Source organism: Intrasporangium zincisolvens (assembly GCF_034724055.1).
Classification (GTDB): domain Bacteria; phylum Actinomycetota; class Actinomycetes; order Actinomycetales; family Dermatophilaceae; genus Monashia; species Monashia zincisolvens.
Genome location: NZ_JAWIIL010000007.1, coordinates 83027 through 95514, shown reverse-complemented (window position 1 = coordinate 95514; position 12488 = coordinate 83027). Strand labels below are relative to the sequence as shown.

The 12488-nt window shown below is 75.1% G+C and carries 11 protein-coding genes; 4 read left to right on the top strand and 7 right to left on the bottom strand.

The genetic code is table 11. From position 1 onward, the window contains the following. Positions 1-58 precede the first annotated feature (58 nt). From RY076_RS17495 to RY076_RS17485, 3 genes are all read right to left on the bottom strand, one after another. Positions 59-1150 (bottom strand): hypothetical protein, encoded by a 1092-nt coding sequence (locus tag RY076_RS17495; RefSeq protein ID WP_323100332.1) that lies wholly within the window; start codon positions 1148-1150, stop codon positions 59-61. Positions 1151-1235: 85 nt separating this feature from the next. Further along, the gene (locus RY076_RS17490; protein WP_323100330.1) at positions 1236-3305 is read right to left on the bottom strand and encodes a S8 family serine peptidase; all 2070 of its coding nucleotides are present in this window, start codon (positions 3303-3305) and stop codon (positions 1236-1238) included. A gap of 54 nt (positions 3306-3359) precedes the next feature. Beyond that, positions 3360-4391, bottom strand: coding sequence for an alpha/beta hydrolase (locus tag RY076_RS17485; protein ID WP_323100328.1), 1032 nt, complete (start codon positions 4389-4391; stop codon positions 3360-3362). Between the two features lie 104 nt (positions 4392-4495). On the opposite strand from RY076_RS17485, the gene pyrE reads away from it, so the two are divergent. After that, complete coding sequence (pyrE, locus tag RY076_RS17480) at positions 4496-5044, top strand: orotate phosphoribosyltransferase (protein ID WP_323100326.1); 549 nt, start codon at positions 4496-4498, stop codon at positions 5042-5044. Between the two features lie 67 nt (positions 5045-5111). Here pyrE and RY076_RS17475 read toward each other — a convergent pair whose 3' ends face one another. Further along, positions 5112-6380 (bottom strand): MFS transporter, encoded by a 1269-nt coding sequence (locus tag RY076_RS17475; protein ID WP_323100324.1) that lies wholly within the window; start codon positions 6378-6380, stop codon positions 5112-5114. Between the two features lie 74 nt (positions 6381-6454). Between RY076_RS17475 and RY076_RS17470 the strand changes: the two genes are divergently transcribed. Then, entirely contained in the window at positions 6455-7042 is a 588-nt protein-coding gene (locus RY076_RS17470; RefSeq protein WP_323100322.1) for a CGNR zinc finger domain-containing protein, read from the top strand. Between the two features lie 6 nt (positions 7043-7048). Here RY076_RS17470 and RY076_RS17465 read toward each other — a convergent pair whose 3' ends face one another. Further along, positions 7049-7672 carry a thymidine kinase gene (locus RY076_RS17465; RefSeq protein WP_323100321.1) on the bottom strand — a complete coding sequence of 208 codons (624 nt, stop codon included), beginning with the start codon at positions 7670-7672 and terminating at the stop codon, positions 7049-7051. Positions 7673-7724: 52 nt separating this feature from the next. Next, positions 7725-8138, bottom strand: a complete 414-nt coding sequence (locus RY076_RS17460) for a hypothetical protein (RefSeq protein WP_323100320.1) — start codon at positions 8136-8138, stop codon at positions 7725-7727. A gap of 111 nt (positions 8139-8249) precedes the next feature. Here RY076_RS17460 and RY076_RS17455 point away from each other — a divergent pair, with 111 nt between their 5' ends. Then, the gene (locus tag RY076_RS17455) at positions 8250-9146 is read left to right on the top strand and encodes an aminoglycoside phosphotransferase family protein (RefSeq protein ID WP_323100508.1); all 897 of its coding nucleotides are present in this window, start codon (positions 8250-8252) and stop codon (positions 9144-9146) included. Between the two features lie 152 nt (positions 9147-9298). Beyond that, on the top strand, positions 9299-9976 hold the full coding sequence (locus tag RY076_RS17450) for a hemerythrin domain-containing protein (RefSeq protein WP_323100319.1): 678 nt from the start codon (positions 9299-9301) through the stop codon (positions 9974-9976). Here the strand turns inward: RY076_RS17450 and RY076_RS17445 are convergent. Beyond that, positions 9954-12416 carry an ATP-binding protein gene (locus RY076_RS17445; protein ID WP_323100318.1) on the bottom strand — a complete coding sequence of 821 codons (2463 nt, stop codon included), beginning with the start codon at positions 12414-12416 and terminating at the stop codon, positions 9954-9956. The two genes, RY076_RS17450 and RY076_RS17445, sit on opposite strands and share 23 nt — an antisense overlap. Positions 12417-12488: the final 72 nt, after the last annotated feature.

Genomic DNA, 12488 nt, shown 5'->3' with positions numbered 1-12488 from the left:
GGTTGCTCCTTGAAGTCGCGGAAGTCGCGCGGTGGTGGGTGGGCTCCGGCGCGACGCGTCAGAGCGTGACCTGGCTGCTCTGGCGCACCTGCCCCAGCGAGGCGGTGACCGGGAACTGGCGAGGCGTCACGGTGGCGCCGACCGGGACGACGCGCGAGAGGGTGACCTCGACCTCGCCGTCGGTGTTGGTGGTGCTGCCGTCGAACCCGCCACCGGTCGTGAAGCTGATGCCGAGGCCGGTCGCCTCGACGACGAGGTTCTTGGCCGGGTTGACGGCCCCGGAGGCCTTGAGCACCTTGATGCGGACCTTGACCGAACGCGTCCGCACGCCGGCGGTCGTCGCGTCGGTGACCGACCCCTGCGAGAAGTACACGCGCGGGCCGATGTCGACGTTGGCCGGCGGCGTGAACCCGTCGGCCTCGCGCGGCGCGAGGAGCGCGTCGACGCGGACCTGCCCCTGCGACCAGTCGACCTCCTGCTCCGAGCTCGACGTGACGTTCGTCGTCTTCGACGTGTCGTGGGTGTCGAACCACCCGAGGAAGCCCCAGAACATGCCGACGGCGTTGTAGCCGATCGAGACCTGCTCGCGCTTGAACGTCATGGCCTGCGTGTTGTCGATCTCGCCGACCTCGAGGTCCATCGCGAGGCGCACGTACTTCCACTCGTGCACCGTCGGGGTGATGAAGTTGAGCACCGACACCTCGGAGGTGAAGAGCTCGGTGGCGTCGAGGTCGGGCAGGCCGTCGTCGTCGAGCGTCTGGATGACGTCGGTGACGACCTTGATCTTCTTGTCCGACAAGGCCTGGACGCTGTCGACGAGCCCCTTGTCGAGTGCGGTCTGCGACGTCGCGACGCCGAGGCCGATCGAGGAGAGGACGTTGCCGAACGTCGGTGCGACGCGACCGAGCTCGTCGGTGACGTCGGCGCCGAGCTCGGCGGGCGTCGTCGCGGCCCCGGCGGGCACGGTGTCGTCGAGGACGACCCCGCCCACGGGACGCGTCGCCCGTCGGGTGACGGCCCGCGCGCTGCTCGACCCGTTCGAGCCGTTCGCGCCGTTGGTGGGCGCCGCCGCGCTCGCCGTCCTGGACGCCGTCGCGGGACGACGTGCCGAGGACCGGCGGGCGCGGGACGCAGTCTTCGTGTCAGCCATGATGTGGCTCCTGACTCTGTGCGTGGCCGGTCTGCCTCGGCAGACCGTCACGGGGGCGGACCCGTGCCCCCGATGGGGGTCAGAGTCACGACGGCGTGTGAGTGATACGTCCCGATGTGCGCCGTAGCCGGCTGCCCCGCGGCGCGCGCACCGCGAGGGCGAAGCGGCGCGGGCCGGTCATGACGCGGCTGCCGGCCACCTCGATGCGGTGCAGCCCGTCGGTCGCGGTCGGGAGGTCGACGACCTCGACCGTGTGGACGGTGTCGGGCCGGCCCGGGGCGCCGTCGGGGTGGTTGCCCCACCACGCGGTGCCGTCGGGCGTGGCGACGACGAGGTCGAGGTCGTCGACGAGACGCGGGTCGGGCGCGTCGTACCACGCGAGCGCGACGCGGACCGGGCCACCGCCCGGAGGCACGCGCAGCGTCCAGCCCCGTCGGCCGCCGGTGTCGACGGCATCGGCCGCCGCGTCGACGAGCCAGGCGACGTGGTCGGGCCCCGAGGACAGCGACCCGGCGACGTCGAGGCGCCCCCACCCGCACACCTGCGGGTCCTCGCGCTGCCCGCTCGCCCCGCCGCGACGCAGCACCGGCGCCGCGCCCATCATGAGGATCGCCTTGAGCCCCAGGCCGGTCGGGCGACGCCGGGCGAGGCGCCACCCCTGCAGCACCAGCGCGGCGCCGCCGCCGAGGACACCCACGGCGATCGACGTGCCGGACCGGTAGCAGTAGTACGGCTGCGGCGACGCGATGCCGTTGCCGACGTCGGACGAGACGAGGCTGCGCAGCCCGACGAGGTTGGTGCCCGGCGCGCAGAGGTCGGGCTTGCGACGCCCGTCCGGCGTCGGGCCGGTGGAGGTGAGCAGGGCGATGCGGTCGGGCTCGCCGCTCACCGGGTCGACGCGGTCGGCCGGGTTGGGGTAGCGGCGCGACGCGTTCTCGAACGCGGCCCAGCCCCGACGCTCTCCGACCCCGACCGTCGGCCCCTCGGTCGCGCCGACGGCGAGGACGTTCTTGGCGCAGGCCGGCGAGTAGACCGTCGTGCCCTCGGGGGCGCGGTCGGCGTCGGGGTCGGAGCCGAGGTTGCCGGACGCGTAGAGGACGAGGTGCTCGGGGTGCTCGGCCAGGAAGAGGTCGACCTCGTGGGCGTCGTCGGTGTAGGCGCCGGCGACGGCGTCGCCCCACGCGTTGACGTGGATCCGCGCGCCGAGGCCGGCGGCGGACTCGAAGAGGTCGCGCAGGTCGAGCGGCCGCCCTGCGAGGTAGTAGCCGTCGGGAAAGGCCTTCTCCTGCAACGGTTTGGCGTCGACATACTGCTCGATGGCCTGCATGACGACGCGGGCCCCGGGTGCGACGCCGTGCTTGCCGCTCTGGCTCGCCGCGCCCGTGCCGACGACCGTCCCGGTGACGAAGGTGCCGTGGCCGCGGTTGGTGTCGGCGGCGCCGTCGTCGGCGCCGGGGTGCACGGCGACGGCGTCCCAGCTGGCGTCGATCGGGCGGCTGACGAGGCTTGCGACGCGGCCGCGCAGGTCGGGGTGGAGGTCGTCGAGCCGCCCGGAGTCGAGGCCGGTGTCGACGACGCCGACGACGACGCCGCTGCCGTCGAGGCCGTCGTGGCGCGGCACCGTGGCCCCGACCGCGGCATCGAGGGGGTCGTCGAGCACGTGCGGCAGCCGCGGCGTCGTGACGAGCTTGACCCCGACGACGCCCGCGATGTCGGCGGGCGAGGAGCCGGGCGCGAGACGCACCCGCAGCTTGCTGCGCTCCTGCGCCAGGACGGTGTGCCCGGCCCGCCTCAGGCGGCGGGCCACGGCGTCACGCTCGGCCCGCGCGAAGACGACGACGTCGACGACGTCGCGCCCGACGACCGACGGCGGCACGACCTCGCGGGCGCAGGCGGCGGCGTCGTAGGGCACCGCTCCCACCGCACCGGGCACGGCGTCCTCGAGGCCACCCGACGCGTCGGGCAGGTCGACGCACGCCCCCGACGGCGGGCACCAGAACCGGACCGTCACGCCGGCGCGGGCGAGGGCCGCCCGCAGCCGCGCGTCGACCGGCGCACCGAACCGCACCACGACCCTCGGGCCGTCGCCGCGGCGCCACTCCCCGTCCGGCACCCGCACCGGGGTGCCGTGGACGAACACGACATCATCGCTCATCCCAGACAGTGAGCCGGGCGGCCGCCGGTGATACGCCGCTGCCCGGCCGGCGCGTCAGGCGGTGACCGAGCGCATCCAGGCGAGCAGCTGCTTCCACCGCGTCACGTCGTCGGCGCCGGTGCCCAGGACGATGTTCTCGTCGTGGCCCCGACCCGTCACGGAGACGACCAGGTGTCGCTGACCGGCCCTGGTCAGCAGGGTGTCGGTCGCCTGCAGGGCGGCGATCGGCTCGACCGGGTCGACCGTGCCCTTGGCGGCGTAGATCGCCGGCTTCGTCGCGCCGAAGTAGCTCTCGGGCTGGAAGTCCCTCCACTTGGCGCCGCAGGTGCTCCACGTCGGCTCGTACGAGCACCCGATGGCCGAGGTCATGTAGCCGAACGACTTGACGAGCATCGGCGAGGAGGCGCCACCGGCAGGGTTCATGACGATCTCGGCGGTGCGCTTCGGCTGCTGGATGCCCGACACCGACGCCGAGGCGCGGAACCGCGCCGTGCCGTAGTACCCGGAGGCCGAGTTGACGAGGTGGCCGCCGGCGCTGAAGCCGTAGAGGGCGACGCGCCTGGGGTCGACGTTGAACTGGGCGGCGTTGGCCTTGAACCAGTCGTAGGCGAGCGCGACGTCGGTGCGCTGCGCCGGCCACCGCGCGCCGGGGACGGCCGTGCCCTCACGACCGGAACCGGCGAAGGCGGCGTGGTCCGCCGCGACGCGGTAGTCGATGTTGAAGACGACGAACCCGGAGTCGAGCCACTTCTGCGCGGCGCGGGTCCCGGCGGCGCGGTCGGCGTTGTGCCACCACCCGCCGTGCACGACGATGACCGCAGCCCGCTTGGTGCTCGTGCCGACCCACGTGCGGTTGTAGTAGACGTCGCCGATCTCGTCGGGCGACTGGGTGTGGTAGCGGAACGTCTTGACGGTCTGGCCGTTGGCCAGCGACTTGACGGTGCGGATCGGGGTGGAGGATCCCATGGTCCCTGCCGCCTCGGCTGCCCCGTCGCCGCCGTTCGCCAGTCCCGACACGACGAGTGCGAGGACGCCGCCCACGACGAGGGCGATGCGGGTGCGCTGGGTGCGGAGGGTGCGGTTCACGGAGAGGAGTGTCACCGGCGAGGTGCAGGGGCGCAGCGATTTGCCACATTTCTGCAGGTTCCTGCAGCGGCCGCGCCCGACGCCACGCTGGCACGATGACGGGCATGACGACCGACGTGCACGCTCTCGCCTCCGACATCGACGCCACGTGCCGCCTCCACGGCGAGTTCACCCTCCGGTCGGGGCTCGTCGTCGACGAGTACTTCGACAAGTACCTCTTCGAGAGCGACCCGGCCCTGCTGCGGCGCGTCGCCGAGGCGATGGTGCCGCTCCTGCCCGAGGACACCGAGCTGCTCGGCGGGCTCGAGCTCGGCGGCGTCCCGATCGTCACGGTGCTGAGCGGCCTGACCGGGCTGCCGGCGCTCTTCGTGCGCAAGGAGCCCAAGGCGTACGGCACCCGCAAGCTCGCCGAGGGCCCGGACGTGGCCGGGCGACGCGTCACCCTCGTCGAGGACGTCGTGACCACCGGCGGCGCCGTGCGCAACGCGGCCGTGGCGCTGCGGGAGCGGGACGCGTCGGTCGGGGTCGTCGTGTGCGCCATCGACCGGAGCGAGCCCGGGGCCAACCGCCTCCACGAGGTCGACGTCCAGACGCGGTCGGTGCTGACGCGCGCCGACCTCGACGCCGCGCGTGCGGCAGCCACCGCCCGCTGAGGCGAACGCGGCCCGACGGCCGTTCCGGATGACGACCACCATCGCCCGGTGGACGCGTCGGGCGTGCTCAGCGTGTGGCGCGAGCGGGAGTCGTGGTCGTCATCCGTGACGGTGCAGGGGCGGCCGGCGCCGTCTCGTCGCGACCGGGCACGGCGAGGAGCGCCACGACGAGCGTCGCGGCCGCGACCCACGGCCACGCCGCCCCCAGCGGCAGGAGGGTCGAGACGACGAACGGCGCGAGCGTCGAGGCGATGCCCCACGAGAGCCCGAACACGGCGAGGTACGCAGCACGGCCCCACGCCGGAGCCAGGCGCGCGGCCCCGGCCTGCAGCGGGCCCAGCGTCAGCGTCGACCCGACGGCCACGACGGACAGGCCCGCCCCGAGCACGACGATCGCCCCGACCACCGAGAACCCGAGGCCCGACCCCTCGAGCGCACCGGTCGCGAGCGCCACGACCGCTAGCCCGAGGGCGACGACGCCGTAGCCGAGGCGCAGCGCCGACGCGTCGGCACGGACCTGGTCGCGGACCCGCCGCACGAGTGGCTGCGCCGCGAGGCCGGCGGCGGCCTCGACCGCGAGGAGCACCCCGGTCGTGGACGCGCTCAGTCCCAGGCGGCCGACGGTCAGGGGCAGCGCGAACACGACGACCATGAAGGCGGTCGCGAAGACCGTGCCGACGACCGTGTGGCGCAGCAGGCGACGGTCGCCGGCGGCGACGGTGAGGGGCCGGAAGCGCGTCGGCCCCGTCGGCGTCGCCCCGTGCGTGCGGCCCGCGTCGCCGCCGGGCGTGGAGTCCGGGACGCGGAGCAGGACCGCGACGAGGAGCGCGCACGCGAGGCACGTGGCCGCGTCGACGACGAAGAGCCAGGCGACCCCGGCGCGCACGACGAGTGCGGCGATGCCACCGGCGGCGACCCCCGCGACGGCGATCGCCGACCACAGCAGCGCGTAGGCCGAGGGCAGGCCGGCCGGGTCGACGAGGTCGGCGACGAGGGCCTGGCTCGGCGGCTCGACAACCTCGAAGGCGAGCCCGAGCAGCACCGCGCCGACCAGGGCCCAGCCGAGCGTCGGCGCCGCGGCGAGGACGAGCTGGGCCACGGCGCACCCGACGAGACCGGCCACCATCGTCGGGACGGCCCCGACGCGTCCGGCGAGGTACCCGCCCAGCAGCCGCGAGGGGATCGTCGCGACACCGAAGGCCGCGAGGACGACGCCGACGAGGGCGAGCGAGGCGCCGAGGTCGGTGGCGAGGTGCACCCCGAGGAAGGCCATGCTGAACCCGCCGAGGCGGTTGACGCAGCGCGCCAGGACGAGGACGGCGAACGGGCGCGGCACGGCTTCTCCCTCGGTCGATGACCGGTGACCTAGAGTTGAGCGGTCACCACCCGACGCACCCAACCATGAGAGGCGTGACTGGTCAAGTGGACTTCGACAGTCATCTCGGGCGCCTTCTCGACGCCGCGGCCGGGCTCGTCAACGCCCTGACGCCGGGCGAGGACGGCGGGCACCCGGTCACCGCACCGACAGGGGATGCGCGCCACGAGGCCGTGACGGGCGTGCTCCTCGACGCCGACGGACGCCGCCCCCACCCCTCCCGCGCCGCCACCGACCGCCTCGCGGCCCTCGCGCCGGAGGTGCGCGAGGTGTTCGCCGCGACCGACGCCGACGACCTCGACACGGCGGCGGCCCGCGTCAACGCCCTCATCGACGCCACGGCACCCCGGCCCCAGCTCGACCGCGACGCCGCCGGCGCCTACCGCCTCCACTTCCACGGCCCCGACGACTCGTTCGACCGCGGCTGGGCAGCCGGCATCGCCGCCGGCCTGGCCATCGCCGTCGGCTCCGACCTCGCCGGGCGGCTCGGGGTGTGCGCGGCGCCGGCGTGCGACCGCGTCTACGTCGACACCTCGCGCAACGGCGGGCGCCGGTTCTGCTCGGCCCGCTGCCAGAGCCGCGTCAAGGCCGCGGCGCACCGCGCCCGCCGACGCGGCGAGTGACCGGCGTCAGTCGCGCGGGCGCACGAAGCACGTGCGGCAGCGGGCCTCGTAGGAGAACGTGCCGTCGTCGGGCAGCGCCTCCGACCCGCTCTCCTCGCCAGGGGCACCGAGCCGCTCGAGGAACGGCACGCCGGCGCGGAGCACCTGGGTGTGCGTGGCGCTGAAGTCGCGGCACACGTCGCACACGGCGCGGCGGTAGGTGACGGCGTCGGGGCCGAGCTCGAGCAGGGCCCGCACCGGCGCGAAGAGCTCGCCGCGGTGGTCGAGGTCGATGCCGGCGACGACGACGCGCGTGCCCCGGCGCAGCAGCTGGTCGACGACCTCGATGTCGCCGATGTCGAACATGTGCACCTCGTCGACCGCGACGAGGTCGAGCTCGACCTCGAGCGCCTCGGCCAGGGCCAGCGTCTTGGTCGTCGTGAGGACGCCGCCGCTGCGGGAGGTGACGCCGGTGTCGCGGACGTGCCGCGCCGACTGGTACACGCGGTGCTTGACGCGCGTGTACTGCAGCGGCGAGAGCAGGCGGATCAGCTCGAGGCTCTTGCCCGACTTCATCGGCCCGAGGACGACGTCGAGCGACACCTCGCTCGCGGTGCGGACGGCCTGCCTGACGTCGTCGATCGTGGTCACGGGCGGCAACGGTATCCCCCCGCGCCGACGGTCAGGGCCAGGCCCGCGCGTGTCACGGCCCGTACCCGTTCGCGCCCCGGATCGCGGACTCGCTGCAGTCGTCGAGGACCCCGGACTGCGAGATCTGGCCCGCCAGCTCGCTGCCGCGCCCGCTCGAGCGCACGGAGGCGCCGATCAGCCAGCACAGCGCAGGGTCCGCGGCGGGCGGAGGCGGGCCCATGTCGACGGAGGACACCTGCGACTCCAGCTGGTCGAACCGCTGGTCCTGGCTGTCGACGAACCAGATCCAGCCCAGGACGTTGCCGACGACGAGCAGCAGGGCCAGGCCGACGCTGAGTGGCCGGCGCAGGCTGCGCTCCACCCCGCCCATCGGCGGCTCCGGGCCCTGCTCGGAGTACTGCGGCGGCGCCGGCGCCAGGTGGTCGACGCGCGGCGAGCCGCCCGCGTCCTGCGAGGTCGCGTCCATGACATCCCCTGTCGACGTGGCGGGCCCCTGTGCACGCCGTGCGCCGACGCTACTGCGCTGCAAAAGCGTTCGCCCGCGGAATGCCTCGACACCTAGCGTGGCGGCGTGCCGATGCATGAGGACGAGGTCAGGGCCACGCCCGAGCTGGTGCGCCGGCTCGTCGACGACCAGTGCCCGCAGTGGGCCGACCGGCCGGTGACGTCGCTGCCCGACGACGTGGAAGGCACCGACAACGTGCTCTTCCGCCTCGGTGCTGACCTCGTGGTCCGGATGCCGAAGGTGGAGTACGCGTCGGGGCAGGCCGCGTCGGACGCCCGCTGGCTCCCGGGGCTCGCGCCGCACCTGCCCGCCGAGGTCCCGGTGCCGACGCACCTCGGCCGTCCGGGCGAGGGCTGCCCCTGGGCGTGGTCGGTCGTGCCGTGGGTCGAGGGCACGACGCCGCCGCGCCTCGGCTCGGACGACGTCCTGCTCGCCCGCGACCTCGCGACGTTCACCCGCGCGCTGCACGCGGTCGACGCCACCGGTGGCCCGACGAAGCCGCCCGGTTCGCGCGGCACGCCGCTGCGGCATGCCGACCGGATGGCCCGAGCCGGGCTCGACCAGCTGCGCGGCCACGACGACGGCTTCGACCTCGGCGCTGCCGAGCGGGCCTGGGCCGCGTGCCTCGCCGCACCCGACTGGGACCGCGACCCGGTGTGGATCCACGGCGACCTCCAGCCCGGCAACCTCGTCGTCGACGCGGGCCGGCTCGCCGCCGTCATCGACTGGGGCGCACTCGGGGTCGGCGACCCGGCACCCGACGTCGCCGCCGCGCTGTGGACCTTCACGGGCGCCGCCCGCGACACCTACCGTGACGCCGTGGCGCCCGACGACGCGACGTGGGTGCGGGCCTGCGGCTGGGCCCTCGCGCCCTCGCTCTACGGCATCGGCTACTACCGCCACACGTTCCCGCGGATGGCCGAGCACGGCCGCCGGATGGTGCGCGCCGTCATCGCCGAGCTGGCTTGACCCGCTGGCCTGACCCGCTGGCCTGACCCGCTGGCCTGATGCGCCGTCGTGGCGGTGGTGTGGGGGCGCTGTGGGTGCTCCGTGGCTGGGGCGTGCCGCGGCCACCGCCGACGCTGGAGAGGTCAGCACCACACCAGCGAAAGGCCCTGACCGTGAGCACCACGACCTTCAGCACCACGCCGACCACCGACCGCCCGTGGGTCCACGAGATGGTCATCGTCCACCGCGCCTTCCGCCGCGAGACGCGACTGCTGCCGGGACTCGTCCGCGAGGTCGCCGACGGCGACGTGGAGCGGGCCCGGACCCTCGCCGAGGTGCTTCGCCTCGTGCTCGCCGGCCTCGAGATGCACCACACCGGGGAGGACGCCGTCCTGTGGCCGGCGCTGCTCGAGCGGGCCGCGCCGTCCACCGGCCTCGTCGAGACGATGCAGGCCCAGCACCACGGGATCGAGGACCACCTCGAGCGCGTCGCGCACCTGCTGCCCGCGTGGGAGGCCGGGCCGACCCGCGCGCGCAGCATCGAGCTGGCCGACGTCCTCGACCGGTTCGCCGCCGACCTCGCCGAGCACCTCGACCTCGAGGAGCGCGAGATCCTGCCGCTATGCCTGCGGTACGTCACGGTCGCCGAGTGGGACAGCCTCGGGCAGCACGGGATGGAGTCGATGACCCGCTCGCAGCTGCCGATCCTCTTCGGGGCGATCCTCGAGGACTGCTCGCCGGAGGAGCGTCGGGCGATGCTCGCGAAGCTCCCCCTGCCGGCCCGCGTCCTCCTGCGCACCCTGGGCGCCCGGCAGTACCGACGCTTCGTCAGCCGCGTCCGCGAAGGCTGAGGTCCGCGTCGCCCGGGGCGGCGATGTCGGCGACGACCGCGGCCGCGAAGCGGGCCACCTCCTCCTGCGTCGCGGTCCGGCCGGCCTCCCAGGCCCCGCCGAACTCGTCGGGCTCCAGCTGCGTCCGGGCGACGACGAGCCCGGCCTGCGCGCTGGCGCGTGAGGGCGGGTAGTGCGGGTCCACCGAGGTCGTGTCGCCGAGCGTCGCGGCAGCGCCGAAGAGGTATGCCGCGGCCTTGGTTCGCCCTGATCGCGCCGCCACGCCGGCGAGCTCGGGCACCGCGTAGCCGAGCGTCCAGCCGAGGCGGAGCGGGAACGACACCGCGAGGGACTCACCGAGCAGGGCCGCGGCCCCGACGTCGTCGCCCGCGACCTGGCGCGCCGTCGCGAGGGTGTTGAGCGAGGCGGCGAGGCCGAACTCGTTGCCCAGCGCCCTCGCCGACGTGACCGCCTCCTCGAGCAGTCGCGTGGCACCCTCGGCGTCGCCCTCGAGCAGGAGCGACTGTCCGCGCCCCACCTGCACGTGCAGCCGCGCCCACCGGCGCGGGTCTCCCTCGCCGACCTCCTCGACGCCCAGGTCCTCCGCCCGCGCCTCGGCCGAGGCCAGGAGCCGCTCCCCCGCGGCCAGGTCGCCGGCGAACAGCGCCCCCAGCCCGCCGAGCAGGGTGGCCTCCACGACGAGAAGGGTGTCGCCGGCCCGTTCGGACAGCCGGATCGCCAGGTCGCTGAGCAGGCGCATCCCGCCGACCTCGCCGACGACGAGCATCAGCCCCATGCGGCCGACCGCTGCCCACGCCACGGCGCTCGGGGTGCCGGTGCCGTCGACCCGCTCGAGCCACTCATGCGCCTCGCGCACGCGTCCGCGCATGGCGAAGTACGGCCACAGGCCGCCGGCAAGGTCGGCAGCCTCTGTCACCCGGTCGAGCTCGAGGAGCCGCAGCAGTCCCGACCTCAGGTTGCCGCGCTCGGCCTCGACGCGGTCGAGCACCGGTCCGATGCCGGCCGACCACAGGCGTCGGTGCGCATCCAGGGCCACCTGCCGGGCGTACGAAGCGTGCGCGTCGGCCGTCGGCAGCGCCAGACCGGCGACGTGCGCCCGCGTGACCGCGTACTGCCGCACCGGCTCGAGGAGGCGGAAGCGCGGAACGCCGTCCGGCGAGGGCGCCGGCAGCACGAGCGCCTGCTCGACGAGGGCGGCGACCCGGGGCAGCACGTCGTCGGCGCACCCGGTCAGGAGCGGCTCCGCCGCCGGCTCGGCGGCCGGTTCGACGGCGGCGAGCCAGTCGAGAGAGAAGCCGCCGGAGAACACGGCTGCGCGCAGGAACAGGTCGCGCTGCCGGGGCTCCAGCAGGCCGACGCTCCCGTCGAGCACGGTCGCCATGCTGCGCTGCCGCTCGGGCAGGTCGCGCGGGCCGGCGACGCCCACGTCGGTGGTGCCCGCCTCGAGCCGAGCGAGCAGCGCGTCGGGCGGCAGCACGCGGGCCGCAGCGGCGGCCAGCTCGATGGCGAGCGGGAGCCCGTCGAGGCGGCGCGCGATGGCGGCGAGCGTCGCGGCGCTGCTGGACCCGACGGCGCCGGCGCGCACCTGGGCGCCGACCGCCGCGGCCCGGTCGAGGAACATCGCGACGGCCGGCGAGGCGGTCACGTCGGCCTCGGCGTCGGGCCCGTCGTCGAGGACGGGGAGGGCCAGCGGCGCCACCGGTACCTCCTGCTCGGCGCGGACCCGCAGCGGAGCACGGCTCGTGGCGAGCAGCGTCAGCCCCGGCGCGCGACCGAGGAGCTCGGCCAGACGAGGACCGCAGGAGACCACCTGCTCGAGGTTGTCGAGGACGAGCAGCACCCGACGGTCCGCGAGGTGGCCTGCGACCCGCTCCACGAGGTGCACGGTGCCGGTCGGCTCCTCGACCACCCCGAGCGCCGCGGCGACCTGGGGCATCACGTCCTCCGGCTCGCGCACGGCCGCTAGGTCGAGCAGCCGGACGCCGCCGGGAAAGGCGTCGCCGACGCGCGCGGCGACTTCCGTCGCGAGACGCGTCTTCCCGACGCCGCCCGGCCCGGTGAGTGTGACGAACCGGGCGCCGTGCGTGGTCAGGAGGTCGGCGAGACGCGTCAGGTCCGCGTCGCGGCCGAAGAGTGGCGCGAGCCCCGACGCCGCGAAGGCGCCTCCCGTTGCCAGCCGGTCCCCATGCTCGGACGGCTCGGCACGGCGCGGCACCGAGGCCACGAGTCCCGCGCGTTCCGCATCGTCGAGGTGCAGCGCGTCGGCCAGGGAACGGACGGTGTGCGGGTGCGGCCGCAGCCGCTCGCCACGCTCGAGGGCGCTGATCGCCTTGACGCTGAGGCCGGCTCGCTCCGACAGCTCCTCCTGCGTCAGCGACCTCGCCTCGCGCAGGGCGCGGAGCCGCGCACCGAAGGCGCCGACGGCCGGGGTCCCCACCACGAGCCGACGGTAGCGTGCCGACCAGCCACGCACGGGCGAACGGCAGGCCCGTCTACTCGCCGGTCACCGAGG